This is a genomic window from Terrabacter sp. FW104-15G4B (assembly GCF_058790095.1).
In genome coordinates, this window is record NZ_JBYTCI010000001.1 from 254,978 (window position 1) to 272,621 (window position 17,644).

At 71.2% G+C, this 17,644-nt stretch carries 16 protein-coding genes, 2 tRNA genes and 1 pseudogene; 13 read left to right on the plus strand and 6 right to left on the minus strand.

What is annotated here, in order from left to right; all coding sequences use genetic code 11:
• Positions 1-9 precede the first annotated feature (9 nt).
• The 7 genes and pseudogenes from gltX (at position 10) to AC3WRT_RS01200 (ending at position 5,019) form a co-directional block, all read left to right on the plus strand.
• Positions 10-1,449: a glutamate--tRNA ligase gene (gene gltX, locus AC3WRT_RS01170; RefSeq protein WP_492718422.1), complete on the plus strand. Its 1,440-nt coding sequence runs from the start codon at positions 10-12 to the stop codon at positions 1,447-1,449.
• Between the two features lie 9 nt (positions 1,450-1,458).
• On the plus strand, positions 1,459-2,115 hold the full coding sequence (locus AC3WRT_RS01175; RefSeq protein WP_492718102.1) for a GNAT family N-acetyltransferase: 657 nt from the start codon (positions 1,459-1,461) through the stop codon (positions 2,113-2,115).
• Positions 2,112-2,864, plus strand: coding sequence for an HAD family hydrolase (locus tag AC3WRT_RS01180; RefSeq protein WP_492718104.1), 753 nt, complete (start codon positions 2,112-2,114; stop codon positions 2,862-2,864). The genes AC3WRT_RS01175 and AC3WRT_RS01180 overlap by 4 nt, the downstream gene beginning before the upstream one ends.
• 57 nt (positions 2,865-2,921) lie before the next feature.
• A tRNA-Gln gene (locus tag AC3WRT_RS01185) sits at positions 2,922-2,993 on the plus strand.
• Positions 2,994-3,084: 91 nt separating this feature from the next.
• A tRNA-Glu gene (locus AC3WRT_RS01190) sits at positions 3,085-3,157 on the plus strand.
• A gap of 345 nt (positions 3,158-3,502) precedes the next feature.
• Positions 3,503-4,002, plus strand: a pseudogene (locus tag AC3WRT_RS01195) (alpha/beta-hydrolase N-terminal domain-containing protein); the annotation flags it as partial.
• Positions 4,003-4,116: 114 nt separating this feature from the next.
• On the plus strand, positions 4,117-5,019 hold the full coding sequence (locus AC3WRT_RS01200) for an alpha/beta-hydrolase family protein (protein ID WP_492718424.1): 903 nt from the start codon (positions 4,117-4,119) through the stop codon (positions 5,017-5,019).
• On the opposite strand, the gene AC3WRT_RS01205 is transcribed toward AC3WRT_RS01200, so the two are convergent.
• Entirely contained in the window at positions 5,004-7,172 is a 2,169-nt protein-coding gene (locus tag AC3WRT_RS01205) for a bifunctional lysylphosphatidylglycerol flippase/synthetase MprF (protein ID WP_492718107.1), read from the minus strand. The two genes, AC3WRT_RS01200 and AC3WRT_RS01205, sit on opposite strands and share 16 nt — an antisense overlap.
• A 46-nt stretch (positions 7,173-7,218) precedes the next feature.
• Positions 7,219-7,869 carry a MerR family transcriptional regulator gene (locus AC3WRT_RS01210; RefSeq protein WP_492718109.1) on the minus strand — a complete coding sequence of 217 codons (651 nt, stop codon included), beginning with the start codon at positions 7,867-7,869 and terminating at the stop codon, positions 7,219-7,221.
• A 71-nt stretch (positions 7,870-7,940) separates the two neighbouring features.
• On the opposite strand from AC3WRT_RS01210, the gene AC3WRT_RS01215 reads away from it, so the two are divergent.
• The gene (locus AC3WRT_RS01215) at positions 7,941-8,453 is read left to right on the plus strand and encodes a DUF4188 domain-containing protein (RefSeq protein ID WP_492718111.1); all 513 of its coding nucleotides are present in this window, start codon (positions 7,941-7,943) and stop codon (positions 8,451-8,453) included.
• Here AC3WRT_RS01215 and fgd read toward each other — a convergent pair.
• The 3 genes from fgd to AC3WRT_RS01230 all read right to left on the minus strand — a co-directional run bounded on the left by fgd (position 8,446) and on the right by AC3WRT_RS01230 (position 11,474).
• Entirely contained in the window at positions 8,446-9,453 is a 1,008-nt protein-coding gene (gene fgd, locus AC3WRT_RS01220; protein ID WP_492718115.1) for a glucose-6-phosphate dehydrogenase (coenzyme-F420), read from the minus strand. The two genes, AC3WRT_RS01215 and fgd, sit on opposite strands and share 8 nt — an antisense overlap.
• A gap of 64 nt (positions 9,454-9,517) precedes the next feature.
• Positions 9,518-10,519 carry a L,D-transpeptidase family protein gene (locus AC3WRT_RS01225; RefSeq protein ID WP_492718117.1) on the minus strand — a complete coding sequence of 334 codons (1,002 nt, stop codon included), beginning with the start codon at positions 10,517-10,519 and terminating at the stop codon, positions 9,518-9,520.
• A gap of 202 nt (positions 10,520-10,721) precedes the next feature.
• A complete protein-coding gene (locus AC3WRT_RS01230) occupies positions 10,722-11,474 on the minus strand; it encodes an IclR family transcriptional regulator (protein ID WP_366273192.1) in 753 nt (250 codons plus the stop codon).
• Positions 11,475-11,626: 152 nt separating this feature from the next.
• On the opposite strand from AC3WRT_RS01230, the gene leuC reads away from it, so the two are divergent.
• The 3 genes from leuC (at position 11,627) to AC3WRT_RS01245 (ending at position 14,733) form a co-directional block, all read left to right on the plus strand.
• Positions 11,627-13,075, plus strand: coding sequence for a 3-isopropylmalate dehydratase large subunit (leuC, locus tag AC3WRT_RS01235; RefSeq protein ID WP_492718120.1), 1,449 nt, complete (start codon positions 11,627-11,629; stop codon positions 13,073-13,075).
• 3 nt (positions 13,076-13,078) lie between these two features.
• Positions 13,079-13,672: a 3-isopropylmalate dehydratase small subunit gene (gene leuD, locus AC3WRT_RS01240; protein ID WP_492718122.1), complete on the plus strand. Its 594-nt coding sequence runs from the start codon at positions 13,079-13,081 to the stop codon at positions 13,670-13,672.
• 284 nt (positions 13,673-13,956) lie between these two features.
• Entirely contained in the window at positions 13,957-14,733 is a 777-nt protein-coding gene (locus AC3WRT_RS01245) for an HU family DNA-binding protein (protein ID WP_492718125.1), read from the plus strand.
• Positions 14,734-14,810: 77 nt separating this feature from the next.
• On the opposite strand, the gene cofC is transcribed toward AC3WRT_RS01245, so the two are convergent.
• On the minus strand, positions 14,811-15,680 hold the full coding sequence (cofC, locus tag AC3WRT_RS01250) for a 2-phospho-L-lactate guanylyltransferase (protein ID WP_492718127.1): 870 nt from the start codon (positions 15,678-15,680) through the stop codon (positions 14,811-14,813).
• Positions 15,681-15,794: 114 nt separating this feature from the next.
• Here cofC and AC3WRT_RS01255 point away from each other — a divergent pair, with 114 nt between their 5' ends.
• Together AC3WRT_RS01255 and AC3WRT_RS01260 are read left to right on the plus strand one after the other, a co-directional pair.
• A complete protein-coding gene (locus AC3WRT_RS01255; protein ID WP_492718129.1) occupies positions 15,795-16,610 on the plus strand; it encodes a lysophospholipid acyltransferase family protein in 816 nt (271 codons plus the stop codon).
• On the plus strand, positions 16,607-17,608 hold the full coding sequence (locus tag AC3WRT_RS01260; protein WP_492718133.1) for an NAD(P)H-dependent glycerol-3-phosphate dehydrogenase: 1,002 nt from the start codon (positions 16,607-16,609) through the stop codon (positions 17,606-17,608). Before AC3WRT_RS01255 ends, AC3WRT_RS01260 begins: the two co-directional genes overlap by 4 nt.
• Positions 17,609-17,644: the final 36 nt, after the last annotated feature.

The window sequence follows — 17,644 nt, forward strand, 5'->3', positions numbered from 1 at the left end:
ACGGCGTACATGTCGCTCTTCAACCTGGCCTTCACCCGCCAGCAGGGCGGCCAGTTCGTCCTGCGCGTCGAGGACACCGACCGCGCGCGCTTCCGCGAGGACTCCGAGGCGCAGCTCTACGACACTCTCGCGTGGCTCGGCCTGCACTGGGACGAGGGCCCGGACATCGGTGGCCCCTTCGCGCCCTACCGCCAGTCGGAGCGACTCGACACCTACCGCCCCTACGTCGAGCGCCTGATCGCGGACGGCCATGCGTACCACTGCTGGTGCTCCAAGGAGCGCCTCGACCAGATGCGCGAGGTCCAGCAGAAGACGAAGCAGCCGACGGGCTACGACCGCCTCTGCGTCGGCAAGACCCGCGAGGAGCGCGCCGCGCTGCCGGGCTTCAGCGAGACGCCGGTCGTGCGGATGCTCGTGCCCGACGACGTCCCGCTCGTCTTCGACGACGTCATCCGCGGCAAGGTGTCGGCGCCGCGCCCCGACGACCAGGTGATCCTCAAGGCCGACGGATTCCCCACCTACCACCTCGCGGTCGTCGTCGACGACCACCTCATGGGCATCACGCACGTCGTGCGCGGCGAGGAGTGGATCAGCTCGACGCCGAAGCACATCCTGCTCTACCGCTGGCTCGGCCTCGAGCCGCCGAAGTTCGCGCACATGCCGCTGCTGCGCAACACCGACAAGTCCAAGATCTCCAAGCGCAAGAACCCCGCGGCGCGGCTCACCTGGTTCCGCGAGCAGGGCTACCTGCCCGAGGCTCTCGTGAACTTCCTTGCGCTGCTTGCTTATCCGCCGCAGCAGGACGCCGAGGGCGCCGACGTCGAGGTCTTCGCCTTCGCGGACTTCAGCCGCACCTTCGACTGGGCCAAGGTCAACCCGATCGGGCCGATCTTCGACCTCAAGAAGCTCGACTGGCTCAACGGCGTCTACATCCGCTCGCTCGACGTCGGCGAGTTCGCGAGCCGGCTGCTGCCCTACCTGGTCGCGGACGGTGTGCTGGGGGAGACGCAGTCGCTCGGGGAGCTCGCACGTCTCAAGGCCGTCGCAGAGCTGATCCAGACGCGTATGGCGCTGCTCACGGAGGCGCCGGCGCTCGTCCGGCCCTTCTTCGTCGCCGACGACCAGCTCGTCATCGACGACGACGCCCGTGCCCAGCTCAAGGACGACGCTCCCGCCGTGCTCGACGCTGCGCTGAAGGTGCTCGGCGACCTCGGCGACCACGGCACCGGCGTGCTCGGGACCGGCAGCCCCTGGAACGCGGCCGGCATCGAGGAGGCCCTGCGCGCGGCGATCGTCGAGGGGCTCGGCATCAAGCCGCGCTTCGCTTTCGGCCCGCTGCGCACCGCCGTGTCGGGCGCCCGCATCTCGCCGCCGCTCTTCGAGTCCATGGAGATCATCGGCAAGAGCTCCACCTTGAACCGCCTCCGGTCGCTGCGCGACTCGCTCTGAGGAGCTCGGGTGGAGTGCGTCGCCTGGCCGCTGCGCGGCATACGCCTGCGCACGGCCGACCTCGACCTGCGGGTGATGACGGAGGCGGACCTGCCGACGCTCTGTTCGCTGCTGCCCGACGACCTCGAGATGAACCCGCACGCGACGACGTATGCCGGCCTCGACGACCGAGCCAACCGTCAGGCGGCCCTGGCGCAGGGCTACTGGCGCGCGCTCGGGATGTGGTCACCGGACGACTGGGCGCTGCCCTTCGTCGTCCGCTCGGCCGGGCGGCCGGACGCCGCCCTGGGCGTCCAGTGGCTCGAGGGTCCCGACTGGCGCGCCGACCGCACGGTCGACTCGTCCTCGTGGCTGGTCCCGGCGGCGCGGGGGAAGGGGCTCGGCAAGCAGATGCGGGCAGCGGTGCTCGCCCTCGCCTTCGGCTCGCTGGGAGCCAGGGCCGCCATCAGCTCGGCGCTGGTGGGCAACCTCTCGTCGCTCGGTGTCTCGCGAGCCCTCGGCTACCGCGACACGCACCGCTCGGTGCTCGAGCACTCGGGCGAGCCCCTTCAGCACGTCCGTCTGGAACGTGCGGCCTGGGACGCCACGGAGCAGGCCCGCGGCGTCGTGGTTGACGGCGTTCCGGCAGCCCTGCCGTTCTTCGGCATCGACGAGGGAGAGGCATGAGAGGTACGTCCCTACCTGCGGAGCTCGGGGGAGTGCGGGCGCTGCTGCTCGACGTCGACGACACGATCGTCGACACCCGCGAGGCCATGGTGGCCGCCGGCAGCCAGGCCGCGGCCGTCATCTGGCCCGACCGCGTGGGGGAGCACCGGGCGATGGCCCAGCGCTACTACGACGACCCCGAGCGATGGTTCCCGCGGTACGCGTCCGGCGACGTCCCGTTCGACGACATGCGGGCCGCCCGTTTGGCCGAGGTCGCGGCGGCGTTCGGGCTCAGCCTGCCGGACGACGCCCACCGATCGTTCGAGGACGCCTACGCCCCGGCCTTCCGCAGCGCCCAGCGGCTGTTCCCCGACGTGCCCGCACTCCTCGACGCGGCCGAGGGGCAGGGGCTGCCCGTCGCCCTGCTGACCAACTCGGCGCTCGCGCCGACGCGGGTCAAGCTCGAGGCCCTCGACCTCGTCGAGCGCTTCGACGTCGTGGTGACCACCGACAGCCTCGGCTTCGGCAAGCCCGACCCGCGCGTCTACCTGGAGGCCTGCCGGCTGCTGGAGGTCGAGCCGCACGCCGTCGCCTGCATCGGCGACAGCCTGGCCTGGGACGTGCTGGGTGCCCAGGCCGCCGGCCTGCGCGCCGTCTGGCTGGACCGCGGTGGTCGCGGGACGAGCGAACCGGTCGCGACCGTGCGCGCCCTGGACGAGGTGACGGCGGTGCTCGACGGCCGATTTGGGCCACCGGTGCAGGACCGGTAGTATTCCCATTCGGTTCACCTCGTACCGGCCGCGAGGCAGGGTGGGAGTGAAACCCCTTGGGGTATGGTGTAATTGGCAACACTACGGTTTCTGGTTCCGTCATTCTAGGTTCGAGTCCTGGTACCCCAGCTCTGGTCCACGGCAACGTGGGCCGATTCGGAGAAATCGATACTTCACGGTAAGGTTTCTTCTCGTGCCGAGTCCGCTCGGTACCGCTCACGGCCCCGTTGTGTAGCGGCCTAGCACGCCGCCCTCTCAAGGCGGTAGCGCGGGTTCGAATCCCGTCGGGGCTACGTGATGCTCGCACGAGCGCCAGAAGACCCCGGTCCACCACGGACCGGGGTCTTCTGCCATGTGCGGGATGCTCTCCGCCTCGGCCGCCTAGGCTGGCGCTCGTCATAGGCCACGCCGAGCAAGGAGCAGACGCCATGACGACAGAGAGCGCCGTCGTCCCTCCGGCGGTGCCAGCCCGGCATCCAGAGTGGCGCCCTGCACTCGGCGTTCCCAGCCGGATCATGGACGCGACCTTCTCGGGCGTCGGGCTGACCGTGTCGGCCTGGTTCTTCGCGTTGTCCCTCCTGCCGTCCCTCCTCCCGCGCGGGGCCATGGTCCAGGGCGTCGTCTCTGGAGTCACCGTCATGGTCGGATACGGCGTCGGCGCGGCCGCCCAGTCCGTCTGGCGATATCTCGGCATCCCCAGCGTGCCGGGACGGGCCCACCGGGTGCTCGTGGCGATCTTCGTCGTGCTCGGGCTCTGGGCCGCGGTCTTCACCGGCTGGCGTCTCGTCGGCTGGCAGAACGAGCTCCGCACCCTCTTCGGCATGGACCCCGCCTCACCCTCCGTCTGGCCGGTCATCATCGCCGTCACCTCGTTGCTGGCCCTCCTCCTCCTCGTCGTGGCGCGCAGCCTGCGCCTGCTCTTCCGCGCGGTCTTCCGCTGGCTCGGTCGTCGTCTGCCCCGGCGGGTCGCCCTGTGGTCGGCACGGCCGTGCTGCTTGCGCTCATCTGGTCGCTGTTCACGGGCGTCCTCGTCAACGGCTTCTTCGCCGTGGCCAACAACATCTTCGCGCCGCGCGACACCTTGGTCGCCCAGGACATGAAGCGCCCCCAGGTCCCCGAGCGCTCCGGCAGCCCCCAGTCGCTCTCCCGCTGGGACCTGCTGGGACGCCAGGGCCGCTACTTCGTCGGCGGTGGCCCCACGGTGGCGGAGATAGACGCCTCGAGCGGCGGCGGCGCCAAGCAGCCGATCCGCGTGTACGCCGGGCTCCGGTCCGCCGACAGCGTCCAGGGCCGCGCGAACCTGGTGCTCCAGGAGCTGGAGCGCACCGGAGCCTTCGACCGGAAGGTCCTCGTCGTGGCGACCACCACCGGAACCGGCTTCCTCGACCAGAACGGCACGGACCCGCTCGAGTTCCTCTGGAACGGCGACACGGCCATCGCCGGCGTGCAGTACTCCTACCTGCCCTCGTGGATCTCGATCCTCGCCGACCAGGACGCCGTGCGCGAGACCTCGCGCGTCGTCTTCGACACCGTGCACCAGTACTGGTCGACGCTGCCACCGGCGAGCCGGCCCAGGCTCTACCTCTACGGGCTGTCCCTCGGCTCCCTCGGAGTCGAGAGCATCCTCAGCTCCGTCAACGTCATCAACGAGCCGATCGACGGCGCCCTGATGTCCGGGCCGCCGTTCGTCAACCAGATGCACAGCCGGCTCACGGCCCAGCGCGAACGGGACAGTCCGGCATACCTCCCGATCTACGAGCAGGGCCGCACGGTGCGCTTCACCGCCGAGCAGGACGGCCTCGGCCGTGGCGGCGACACGTGGGGGCCGACTCGCCTCGTCTACCTGCAGCACGCGAGCGATCCCATCGTCTTCTTCTCGCCGGGCCTGGCGTTCTCCTCGCCCGAGTGGCTCGAGGACGGGGAGCGAGGCCCGGACGTGTCGGCCCGGATGGGATGGTTCCCTCTCGTGACGATGTGGCAGGTGCTCCTCGACCTGCCGAGCGCCGGCAGCATCCCGATGGGCTTCGGGCACCTCTACTCGGCCACCTCCAACCTCGAGTCGTGGGTCGGGGTGACCAAACCACAGGGCTGGACCGCGGAGAAGACGGCGGCGCTGTCGGCAGTTCTCGAGAGCCGGCCCTACAACAACACCTGAGCGTCGTCCTTGCGGGACTGGAGTCCGGCTCGGGCCAGGTCTCGTAAGGAGGCGCCCGGCAGGTAGGCCGACGTGAGGGCGAGGCCGATGCGCGGGAGTGCGGCCTCGTCTGAGAAGACGAGGTAGACCGGCTCGTGCCGTGGACGGAACTTCTGCTTGAAGCTGTCGAGCGATCGGAACCCGTAGAGCGGCTCCATCGCCTCGCCGAGCTGGTCGAGCAGCCGCTCCAGCGCGGCGCGCTCGGCGCTGCCGTCACCGGAATGGGCCAGCGGCGCGCCGGACAGGGAGACGAGCGACGCGCCCTGCTCACGGAAGGAGAGGCAGGCGCTCGCGATGAGGAACTCGGTCACCTGGCGGAAGCCGTCGGGCAGCCGGCGCATGACGTCGAGCGTCCACCCGCGCACCTCACCGCCCGGAGACAGGACCGGCAGCCACGAGGTGACACCGTGCACCGTCATGTCGGTGTCGATGGCGAGCCCGACTCTCGTGTCGGGGTCGAGTGCCTCGTCGATGCCGCCGAGCGTGAAGCCCATCTCGGGCAGGCCCTTGTCGGAGACCCACAGCTCGGAGATGGCGCGCACCTGGGTCAGCACGCCTCGGGGCATCTGCGCGAGCCGGCCCTCCCGGTAGGTGATGCCGTCCTTGCCGGCCCGGTTCAGTGCCGTCCGCACGCTCTGCCACGACTTGCCCTTGAACTCGAGGTCGGGCAGGTCGATGATCGCCTCCTCCGCCACGAGCACATCCCGTCGGCCGTGCGCGCGCCCCCAGCTCTCGACCTCCCGGGTCGCCGAGAAGAAGCACACCTTGAGGCCATGGGTCTCCTGGGCGTCGACGAACGCCTGCAGCACGTCCCAGCGCCCCGGGACATCCGCCCCGACCGGGTCGCCGAGGGCGATCGCCATGCCTCGGTGGATCTGGAAGGCGACGTAGCCGAGGGGAGCACCGTCCGGGTCGCGGTGGATGAACCAGTGGTTGTCGGGCCACGTGCCCATCCACGACATGGTCGTGCCGCCGTGGGTCTTCAGGAGAGCGACCGCTGTGTCGCGGTCGCTGGCGCCGGCGGCGATCTCGGCCCGCCGGCGGCGGTTCGAGCGGGCCTGGAAGGCCGAACGACCGAGCACGAGGACGGCCAGCTGCACTGCCGTGATGAGCAGGGTGACGGCCAGGTCCGGGATGGAGGTCTCGACCTTGCCGCCGCTGTCGAGCTGGTCCGGCGCGACGAGCTCGACGACGATGAGCACCGACTGCGCGAGGAACGAGAGCGTCGCCAGGCCGCCGGCCAGGAACCAGACGCGCCGCGAGCCGCGCCGTAGGCCATCGGCCAGCAGGAGCGAGATGGCGGCGCTGACGAGCACGCCCAAGGCGTCGGTGTCAGCCGCCTTGGCCCCGAGAGGGCCGTCGGAGGAGGTGAAGTAGAGCACGACCTGCACCACTGCGCTGACGACGAAGAAGGCCGACGAGACGACCCGCCACTCGTGGCGGCTGAACCGCGGAAGGGTGACGGAGGGCCGTCGGCCGAGCAGCGCCGGTCCGAGGGCCAGGCCGCTCAGGATGGCGATCGCGTGCTCGAGGTCCCAGAGCAGCCCGATGTAGAGCAGCGCGATGACGGCATACATGACGAGGACGGCGCGGAGCCGACCGCGCCAGGGCGGGCGCAGCGTGACGCTGGCGGCGGCCACGGCTCCCAGGGCGCCTGTGCTGAAACCGACGTCGAGCCCGCCTGACAGGCGGACCGCCCACTCCCAGCCCGTGGCCGAGGCGGCGAGCAGCATCAGAGCGCTCAGCAGGACCCCGGCGAGGTGGGTGGCGACCGCTGCGACCACGACGCGTCTGGTGCCCAGCCGCAGCTCCGACCACCCGATGAGCAACAGGGCCCCGCCCGCGATCGGGACGTACTGGACCGGCACGAGGGCGAAGAGGGCGCCGGTGACGGGGGTCCACCATCGGTCGTCCTGCAGGGCCGGCAGGCCGTAGGCGACGGTGTCCAGCAGGTCTCTGTCCTGGAGCGCCGACCACAGTGTCTGCGTCGCCACGCCGAGCACGAGCATGGCCGCCACGACCGACAACGTGAACGGGATGTGGCGCGCGAGGTGGGCCACGCGGGTCCTGGTCGTCTCGCCGGTGGCAGTCGTCGTGAGCTGCTCTGCCGTCACGCGCCCCGCCTTCTACGTCGGTGCCGACTTCGCCTCCCAATGGATGCTAGCCGCTGGACGTCCTCCGGGTTCCGGGTTCGCGCGCAGGCTCGGCCCCGAACCGCTCGGCGCTCACGGCCTCCTGGGCGACCCGGCGCAGGGCCAGCAGCACGGGGTCGGTGAGCACGTTCCCGACGATGGCGTAGCGCAGTGCCTCGCCCGGGGCGACGCTGGCGAGCTCCGGGACGACGTCCGTCTCGGCGACCGAGCGCATGGCCGCCATCCACGTCGCGAGGGTCGCGTCGTCGAGCGTCCATCCGCCGGCGAGGGCTCCGGTGAGCGCCTGCGCGAGCTGCAGGCTCGCCGGCGACTGCTCGCACTCGGGCAGGCGGAGCCCGGCCAGCAGCCTGAGCACGTCGGCCGGGGGCGGCGACGGGTCCAGCGCCGGCCGCAGTGCTCCGTGGGCGGTGCCGAGCAGCTCGTGGCGACTCGCAGGCGGGTTCTCGAGGGCCCGCACGACCTCGCGGACGCGTTCGATGGAGAGGCGCCCCACGTCGACGAGGGTCCGCACGAGGCGGACGCGTTCGACGTGGCTGTCGTCGTAGGTGGCCCGGGTCGCGCCCTGCGACTGGCCCGCGTGGAGCAACCCCTCCCGCAGGTAGTACTTGAGGGTGGGGATGCTGGCGCCGGTCGCGTCCGAGAGCTGGGAGATGCGCACCTGGTTCCTCCTTGACGTTGGATAGTATGACTGTCCAAACTTGGATAGCACCACTATCCGAAAGGCATGTCATGACTGGATTCGTCCACACGAGCCACGCCCACGACGGCGAGCTCGCCGTCTTCCTCATCGGGATGCGGGTCAACCAGCCCTGGCGCCCCGACCTCTGGGTCCCCGTCTTCACGGCCATGCCGGGCATGATCGCGGAGCTCTACACCGCCAAGGCCGCCGCCGCCCGAGGCGAGGGGCCGGACCTCGGCTTCCTCGAGGCGCGCACCCTCGTCGGCGCGGGAGGGCCCACCATCGTGCAGTACTGGCGCAACGTCGAGTCCGTCTACGCCTACGCGAACGACCCGGAGCGACAACACCGGCCGGCATGGACGGCGTTCTACCGGCGCAGCCGCAAGGCCACCGACGCCGTCGGCATCTGGCACGAGACGTATGCCGTGCCGGCCGGCGCACACGAGAGCCTCTACGTCGGTATGCCGCCGACCGGGCTCGGCAAGGCCTTCGGGGTCACCGAGGACCGCAGCAGGCGCCGGCACGCGCGCCTCGGCCGACGGTCCCAGGACGCCGTCAGCTGAGCTCGCGCAGGCCCGGGAGCACGTCGGCGGAGAACTGCTCGAGGAAGCGGGCCTGGTCGTGACCGGGCGCGTGGAAGACGACGTGGTTGAAGCCCCAGTCGACGTACTGGCGCACCGCCTCCACCACTTCGGCGGGGTCGTGGGTGACGATCCACCGCTTGGCGATCTCCTCGTCGGAGAGCTCGTCGGCGAGGCGCTCCATCTCGACCGGGTCGTCGACGCCGTGCTTCTGCTCGGCGCTGAGCGACAGCGGCGCCCAGAAGCGCACGTTGTGCAGGGCCTGGTCGGCGTCGCGGTCATACGAGAGCTTGATCTCGATCATCCGGTCGAGATCCTCGCGGGTGCGCCCGGACTTGGCCAGGCCCTCGTCGACGGCCGGGAGCAGCTTCTCCTCGTAGAGCTCGCGGCCCTTGCCGGAGGTGCAGATGAACCCGTCACCCGACCGGCCGGCATACCGTGCGACGAGCGGGCCGCCCGCGGCCACGTAGACGGGGATGGGCTGCTCGGGGCGGTCGTAGACCGTCGCCGCGCGCGTGCGGTAGTAGTCGCCCTCGAAGTCGACCCGCTCCTCGGTCCACAGCCGGCGCATCAGCGTGACGGCCTCACGCAGGCGGGCGAACCGCTCCTTGAACTCCGGCCAGGGCGAGCCGGCCGCGCCGACGGCCACCTCGTTGAGGGCCTCGCCTGTGCCGATGCCGAGGATGATGCGGCCCGGGTTGAGGGCGCCCAGGGTGCCGAAGGCCTGGGCCACGACGGCGGGGTTGTAGCGGAACGTCGGGGTCATCACCGAGGTTCCGAGCTCGATGCGCTCGGTGCGCTCGCCGGCGGCGGCAAGCCAGCTCATGGCGAAGGGAGCATGTCCTCCCCGGTGGCGCCAGGGCTGGGAGTGGTCGGAGATGAAGGCCGAGTCGAGCCCCACCCGCTCTGCCTGTGCGGCGAACGTGACGAGGTCGCGTGGACCGAACTGCTCCGCGGACGCCTTCCAACCAACCTTGAGCACACCGACTCCTTCGGGCCGTGGGGGAGTGACTCGGCCAGCCTACGTCGGCGTGCTCAGGTGGCCCTCACCAGTGGATGACGACCTTGTCGCCGAGCCGGACCTCGTTGTAGAGCTGGATGAGCAGGGGCTTGTTGCGCACGTTGACGCAGCCGTGCGAGGCGCCGGAGTAGCCGAGGCGGGCGAAGTTCGAGGAGTAGTGCACCGCCTGCCCGCCGGAGAAGAACATCGAGTACGGCATGGGCGTGTGGTAGAGGTTCGAGATGACGTCGACCTTCTTCTTGTAGACCGAGAAGACGCCTTCGCGGGTCGGCAGCTCGTCGCTGCCGAAGCGCACGTCGAAGCCGTACTGCGGCACCCCGTCCACGACCCAGGTGAGCTCCCGGGTCGTCTTGCTGACGCACATGACCCGCCCCGTCATGCACCTCGGGTCCAGGTCCCACGAGGCGGCGGCCGGTGCTGTGGCCGGTTTGGCGGGGACGGGCTCGATGTTTGCCATTTCGTCGGCCGTCGGGCGCCTGGTCATCGACACGAGCTTGTCCCAGGTGCGCTGGTCGAGGATGCCGGTGGCGTCGTAGCCCCGCTTGCCCTGGAAGCCGCGGACTGCATCCGTCGTCTTCGTGCCGTAGCGGTCGCTGACGTCGCCGGCGAACCAGCTCAGCTGCCACAGCCGCGCCTGCAGCGCGCGCACCTTCGGGCCGGTGTCCCCGGCGCGCAGCACGATGACAGGTGCCGGCTCGGGCTTCTGCGTCGGCGCCGGTGTGGTGGTCGGCGTGGCCTCGGGCTTCGGAGGCGTAATGGTGGGCGAAGTCGGCGTCGCGTCGGGCGTCGCCGGCGCTGTGGTGGGCGTCTCGGTGGGCGCCGTGCTCGTCGTGCTGGTGTCCGACGGCGCCGGGGAGTCGACCGCCTGGGACCCGCTGCCGCTCTGGCCGACCCGGGTGGCAGCGGCGGGGGCGCCCTGGTCGGGCGTGCAGGCGGCGGTCATGGCGACGAGGGCGACGGCGCCCGTCAGGAGCAGGGCACGGCTCGAGCCCCTTGTGTTGCGCGACGGTGAGCTGGCTGCCTGCATCTTGACCCCTTGTCCGGAAACGAGACGTGCCGTGCGTCGGTGCACTGCACCGAGGGTGACGGGCGCGCCCGGCAGATGGTTGTCCGAGTCGCAGCCGTGGGCGGATCGTGACCGTTCCGTTGTGGAGTGGCAGGGGTATGCCTTGCGGGCGGCTCGCTGGGACCGGCCCCGACGCCCTTGTCGGGAGACGGCCCCTGCAGCCTCAGGCGTTCTGCTGCTGCTGTTGCTGCTGCTGCATCGCGTGGTGGCGGCGCAGGACCTCGGTCAGCTTGTTGGCGCCTGCAACGACGGTCGCGGCGTGCAGCCGGCCGGGTTGGCGCGAGAGGCGCTCGATGGGACCGGAGATGGAGACGGCGGCGACGACGCGACCCGAGGGACCGCGTACGGGGGCGGACACGGAGGCGACACCGGCCTCGCGCTCGGCCACGCTCTGCGCCCAGCCGCGCCGGCGCACGCCGGACAGGGCCGTGGCCGTGAAGGACGCGCCCTGCAGGCCACGGTGCAGCCGGTCGGGCTCCTCCCACGCGAGCAGGACCTGGGCGGCCGAGCCGGCCAGCATCGACAGCGTCGCGCCGACCGGGATCGAGTCGCGCAGACCGACCGGCCGTTCGGCCGCGGCGACACAGATGCGCTGGTCGCCCTGGCGACGGAAGAGCTGCGCGCTCTCGTTGGTGTGGTCACGCAGGGCCCCCAGCACCGGACCTGCTGCCGCGAGGAGGCGATCCTCACCAGCGGCCGAGGCGAGCTCGCCGAGGCGCGGACCGAGCACGAAGCGTCCCTGCATGTCGCGGGAGACGAGGCGGTGGTGCTCCAGCGCGACCGCGAGGCGATGGGCCGTCGGGCGGGCGAGACCCGTGGCGCCGACGAGCTGGGCGAGGGTGGCCGGGCCGGCCTCGAGGGCGCCGAGCACCGTGGCGGCCTTGTCGAGAACGCCGACCCCAGAAGAGTTGTCCATGGACTGATACTGACGTCTCAGGCACTGAGACGTCAATACAGTGCGCCCACAAAAGGTTCACGCTTGCCGAAGAGCGATGCCGCGACCAGGTCCTGGCTGCCGCACGCGCTCGACCACCGGAACGCCGCCGCGGAGGGAAGTCAGAGGACGTCATGGCAGGGACACTGGCCGAGAAGGTCTGGGACGCACACGTCGTACGTCGCGCCGAGGGGGAGCCGGACCTGCTCTTCATCGACCTCCACCTCCTCCACGAGGTCACCAGCCCCCAGGCCTTCGACGGCCTGCGCCTCGCCGGCCGCCCCGTACGCCGCCCCGACCTCACGCTCGCCACCGAGGACCACAACGTCCCCACGACGCCCGGCCCGATCACCGACCCCGTGTCGAAGGTGCAGGTCGAGACGCTCCGCCGCAACTGCGAGGAGTTCGGCGTCCGCCTCTATCCCATGGGTGACGCCGACCAGGGCATCGTCCACGTCGTCGGCCCGCAGCTCGGCCTGACGCAGCCCGGCATGACCGTCGTGTGCGGCGACAGCCACACGTCGACGCACGGCGCCTTCGGGGCGCTCGCGTTCGGCATCGGCACGTCCGAGGTCGAGCACGTGCTCGCCACGCAGACCCTGCCGCTCAAGCCCTTCCGCACCCTCGCCGTCAACGTGCGGGGCGCCCTCCCGGACGGTGTCACCGCAAAGGACATCGTCCTCGCCGTCATCGCCAGGATCGGCACCGGCGGTGGCCAGGGCTACGTCATCGAGTACCGCGGCGAGGCCATCGAGGCGCTCTCCATGGAAGCCCGTATGACCGTCTGCAACATGTCGATCGAGGCCGGCGCCCGCGCCGGGATGATCGCGCCGGACCAGACGACATTCGACTACCTCCAGGGGCGCCCGCACGCGCCGACGGGCGCCGAGTGGGACGCCGCCGTGGCCGAGTGGACGGCGCTGCGCACCGACGACGACGCCGTCTTCGACGCCGAGGTCGAGCTCGACGCGGCCGAGCTGACTCCCTTCGTCACGTGGGGCACGAACCCCGGCCAGGGCCTGCCGCTCTCGGCCTCGGTGCCCGACCCGGAGGAGTTCGCCGACGAGAGCGACCGCCTCGCCGCCGCGAACGCCCTCGCCTACATGGGTCTCGAGCCCGGAACGCCGCTGCGCGACATCCGCGTCGACACGGTCTTCGTCGGATCGTGCACCAATGGCCGCATCGAGGACCTCCGCGCCGCAGCGGCCGTGGTCCAGGGCCATCGCGTCGCCGACGGCGTGCGGATGCTCGTCGTCCCGGGCTCGGCCAAGGTGCGCCTGCAGGCCGAGTCCGAGGGCCTCGACAAGGTCTTCACCGAGGCCGGCGCGGAGTGGCGCCTGCCCGGCTGCTCGATGTGCCTGGGCATGAACCCCGACACCCTGGCCCCCGGTGAGCGCAGCGCGTCGACCTCCAACCGCAACTTCGAGGGCCGGCAGGGCAAGGGCGGGCGCACCCACCTGGTGAGCCCGCTCGTCGCGGCCGCCACGGCCGTCCGCGGCACCCTGTCGAGCCCCGCCGACCTCGACGACACCGCACGCCAGCCACGCGGCGAGCTCGCGTCCGCGATGACCGGAGAGGCCTGAGCCATGGACAAGTTCGAGACGCACACCGGTGTCGGTGTCCCGCTGCGACGCGGCAACGTCGACACGGACCAGATTATCCCGGCGGAGTACCTCAAGCGCGTGACCCGGACCGGCTTCGAGGACGGCCTCTTCGCCGCCTGGCGCAAGGACGAGTCGTTCGTCCTCAACAACCCGGTGTATGCCGACGGATCGGTCCTGGTGGCCGGCCCGGACTTCGGCACGGGCTCGAGTCGCGAACACGCCGTGTGGGCCCTGATGAACTGGGGCTTCCGGGTCGTCATCAGCTCCCGCTTCGCCGACATCTTCCGCGGGAACAGCGGCAAGCAGGGACTGCTCACCGCGATCGTGTCGCAGGACGACGTCGAGCTGATCTGGAAGTACCTCGAGAACAACCCCGGGGCTGAGATCACGGTCGACCTCGTGGCAAGAACGGTGCACGCCGGTGAGATCGTCGCGCCCTTCGAGATCGACGACTACACCCGCTGGCGCCTCCTGGAAGGGCTCGACGACATCGGGTTGACCCTGCGACACGAGGATCTCGTTGCAGATTTCGAGTCGCGCCGGCCGAGCCACAAGCCGGTCACCACGCCCGCCTGAGCCGCGCAGCGCTGAGGCGCTTCGTCTGGTCGACACGGAACGGATCCCCTTGCAGCGCAAGGGGATCCGTTCTGCAACCCGCGCAAACCGGGCAACGCTTCCTCCGTGCGTTGCGGGCGAAAGAGGCGCATCCAACCCGTCAAACGCCTTGCGACACAACGCAAAACCCTCCGATTGGTGATGGACGTGCACCCCGAGTCGGCCTAACGTCAGGAGGTAGCCGGACCGGTTCCGGACTCACATCGTCGGGTCCCTGACGCCGACAGTCCTCTGGAGGGGAAGACGTGAACAAGGCAGAACTGATCGACGCGCTCGAGACCAAGCTCGGCAGCAAGAAGGTCGCATCGGACGCCCTCGAGGCGTTCCTCGACGTCGTCATCCGCGAGGTGGCCAGGGGCGGCAAGGTCGGGATCACCGGCTTCGGCACCTTCGAGCGAGCCGATCGCGCGGCACGCACCGGACGCAACCCCAAGACGGGGGCGACCGTGAAGATCAAGAAGACCCGCGTCCCGAAGTTCCGCTCGGGCACGAACTTCAAGGAGGTCGTCTCCGGCGCCAAGAAGCTCTCGAAGACGGAGTCCGCGGCATCCCGCGCCTCCGCCGGCTCCTCCGCGAGTGCTGCTCCGGCCAGGAAGACCACCGCCAAGGCCGCTCCGGCCAAGGCGGCGGCGAAGCGCACGACGGCCAAGACCGCGACCAAGGCGGCCCCGGCGAAGGCCGCGGCGAGGACGACGACGAAGGCAGCCCCCGCCAAGCGCGCCACCGCGACGAAGGCCACCCCGGCGAAGGCCGCGGCGAGGACGACGACGAAGGCGGCCCCGGCCAAGCGTGCCACCGCGACGAAGGCGGCCCCGGCGAAGGCGGCGGCGAGGACGACCACGACCAAGGCCGCTCCCGCCAAGCGCGCCACCGCGACCAAGGCGGCCCCCGCCAAGTCCGCCTCGAGGTCGACGGCGAAGACCACGGCGGCCAAGACGACCGCGGCGAAGACGGCGGCCACGTCGACGGCCAAGAAGGCGACGCCGCGCAAGACGACCGCCAGGAAGACCGCCTCCAGGTGACTGCGGGGCGGTCCTCGCTCCGGGCCGCCACCAGCGACGTGGGCTCGACCGGCACACCGGTCGGGCCCACGCGCGCGTCAGCGGATGGCTTGGCCCGGGCCGACGCCCACGATGTGCAGGGCCACCACGAGGTCGTCCACGACCTCCACGGTGAGGCGCTGGCCGAGGCGCAGCAGGCGCAGGCCGCTCGCGTCGAAGGCAGGTGCCTCGAAGCGCAGCTCGACGCCGTCGTCCCTCAGGACGCTGCCTGTGCGGGTGTCGGGGTCGAAGCGGTGGACGGTGGCCTGCATGCTCCTGATCCAACCAGATGCCCGGTGCGCCAGGACCGAGCTCGTCGCCGGCCCCAGGCCGAGACGCCTCGCGCGAGAGAGGCTGCGGGCGTCGTCGACGTCGGTGCGCAGGCGGGGGAGCGCCAGCTCCAGCCGCACCGCTCCGTCGGCCTCGTGGCGTGCGGCGCTGTCGGTGCCGAAGTGCGGGGTGAAGTCGCGACCGCACCGCAGCACCGTCCCGGTGCCGTCGGCGTCGGGCACGAACGACTCGGCCACCCGACCGGCGGCCTCGAGGGCCGCTCGCAACGACGCGCCGTCGAGCGCGGGCAGGTCCCCGAGCAACGCCGCCACGTGGGCACCCGGCCCGGCATGCCGCATACCCAGGGAGATGGCGTCGTTGAGCCCGGTCCCGGGGTCGGGGACGACGCGTATGCCCCGGGAGCGCCACGTGCCGCCCAGGCCGGCGTCGCTCGTGACGAGGACGAGGTGGTCACGGCCGACGGCGTCCCACACGGCCGCCAGCGTGTCGGTCGCGATCGCCGCGCTGAGGGCGGCGCGGTCGGAGCCGACGGCGCGGGCGAGCCGGGACTTGCCGTGGCTCGTGTCCTTCACGGGGACGACGACGTGCCAGTCGACGGGTGCCGCGGGTACGGGTTGCTCGTGGGAGGGAGTCGTCATGCTGGCGATATCGTCCCACTCGCAGCCGCGCTGCTCGACACCGCGCCGCGAGGTGGACAAGATGAAGGCCAGCCACGTCGACCGGCGTGCGAACGACGAGGAGGACGTGACATCGTGTCTGCCGGCGCACGGACGAGGCAGTTGCCCCGGGCCTACCGGATCGTGGCCCTCGTGCTGCGGCCAATGCTGTTGCGGGTGACCAAGCGCGACTGGCGCGGGGTCGAGAACATCCCGGCCGAGGGTGGTTTCGTCGTCTCGACCAACCACATCTCCTATGCCGACCCGCTGGTCTTCGCGCACTACATGTACGACAGCGGTCGCGAGCCGTACTTCCTCGGCAAGGACAGCCTCTTCGCGATCCCCGTCGTGGGCTGGGTGCTCAAGAAGTGCGGGCAGATCCCCGTCTACCGCAACTCCGCGGCCGCGACCAACGCCTACCGAGCCGCCGTCGAGGGAGTGCGAGCCGGCAAGGCGCTCGCCATCTTCCCCGAGGGGACCATCACCCGTGACCCCGACCTGTGGCCGATGCGCGGCAAGACGGGAGCCGCCCGGGTGGCCCTGGAGACCCGCTGCCCCCTGATTCCCGTGGCGCAGTGGGGCGCCCAGGAGATCCTGTCGCCCTACGGGCACCGGCCATCGCTCTTCCCGCGCAAGACGATGATGATGTATGCCGGTCCGCCGGTCGACCTGTCCGACCTCTACGACCGGCCCATCGACACCAGGGTGCTGCGTGAGGCCACCGACCGGCTCATGGACCACATCACCGGGCTGCTCGAGGTGCTGCGCGAGGAGAAGCGGCCCGTGGAGCGCTTCGACCCGCACACCCACGGGACCGCCGAGATCGGCGATCCCTTGCGCCACCACGAGATCGGGCGCCCAGAGCGTCCGGTCGAACGGCCGGCTGACGGCGACGAAGGGAGCGGGCCGTGACCGCGCGCGTCGCCGTCATGGGCAGCGGCAACTGGGGCACCGCCTTCGCGATGATCCTCGCCGACGCGGGGTGCCAGGTCACGATGTGGGCCCGGCGCAGCGAGGTCGCCGACGCGATCAACGCCGGGCGCAACGACGCCTACCTGCCGGAGCTCGACCTCTCGCCCGCTGTGCGTGCCACCGGCGACGCGGGGGAGGCGCTCCAGCGGGCCGAGATCGTCGTGCTCGCCGTGCCTTCGCAGACCCTCCGCGAGAACCTGGCGCGGTGGGGAGGGGCGATCCCCTCGTCGGCCCCGGTCGTCTCGCTGATGAAGGGTGTCGAGCTCGGGACCACCCTGCGGATGAGCGAGGTCATCGCGCAGGCGGCGAGCGTCGAGCAGGACCGCATCGTCGTCGTCTCCGGGCCGAACCTCGCCCACGAGATCGCTCGTCGCCAGCCCGCCGCCGGCGTCGTCGCGTGCCGTGACATGGCCACCGCCGAGCTGGTCGCCGGCGCCTGTGCGGCGCCGTGGTTCCGGCCCTACACCGACACCGACGTCATCGGTGCGGAGGTCTGTGGGGCGACGAAGAACGTCGTCGCGCTCGCCTCGGGAATGGCCGAGGGCATGGGGTTCGGCGACAACACCAAGGCCACGATCATCACCCGCGGCCTGGCCGAGACGACCCGCCTGGGTCTCGCGCTCGGGGCGGACCCGCAGACCTTCATGGGCCTCGCCGGCGTCGGTGACCTCATCGCGACGTGCATGTCGCCGCTCTCGCGCAACCACAGCTTCGGCGTCCGGCTCGGGCGCGGCCTGACGGTCGCCGAGGCGACCGCAGAGCTGCGCACCACGACCGAGGGGGTCAAGTCGTGCGAGTCCATCCTCACGCTCGCCGAGCAGCACGACGTCGACATGCCGATCTGTGAGCAGGTCGTCGCCGTCATCCGCGACGGGCACCCCGCGAGCCAGGTCGGGCCCCGGCTCATGTCACGAGACCTCAAGGCCGAGAAGCACTGAGGCGTGTGCCGTCCGAGCGGTTGCGTGGGGCGGCCT

What these genes read in the sequence shown, in the direction of transcription:
- gltX (WP_492718422.1), top strand. Translation starts at nt 10, where the DNA reads ATGTCGCTCTTCAACCTGGCCTTCACCCGCCAGCAGGGCGGCCAGTTC.
- AC3WRT_RS01180 (WP_492718104.1), top strand. Translation starts at nt 2,112, where the DNA reads ATGAGAGGTACGTCCCTACCTGCGGAGCTCGGGGGAGTGCGGGCGCTG.
- AC3WRT_RS01215 (WP_492718111.1), top strand. Translation starts at nt 7,941, where the DNA reads ATGACTGGATTCGTCCACACGAGCCACGCCCACGACGGCGAGCTCGCC.
- AC3WRT_RS01225 (WP_492718117.1), bottom strand. Translation starts at nt 10,519, where the DNA reads ATGCAGGCAGCCAGCTCACCGTCGCGCAACACAAGGGGCTCGAGCCGT.
- AC3WRT_RS01230 (WP_366273192.1), bottom strand. Translation starts at nt 11,474, where the DNA reads ATGGACAACTCTTCTGGGGTCGGCGTTCTCGACAAGGCCGCCACGGTG.
- leuC (WP_492718120.1), top strand. Translation starts at nt 11,627, where the DNA reads ATGGCAGGGACACTGGCCGAGAAGGTCTGGGACGCACACGTCGTACGT.
- leuD (WP_492718122.1), top strand. Translation starts at nt 13,079, where the DNA reads ATGGACAAGTTCGAGACGCACACCGGTGTCGGTGTCCCGCTGCGACGC.
- cofC (WP_492718127.1), bottom strand. Translation starts at nt 15,680, where the DNA reads ATGACGACTCCCTCCCACGAGCAACCCGTACCCGCGGCACCCGTCGAC.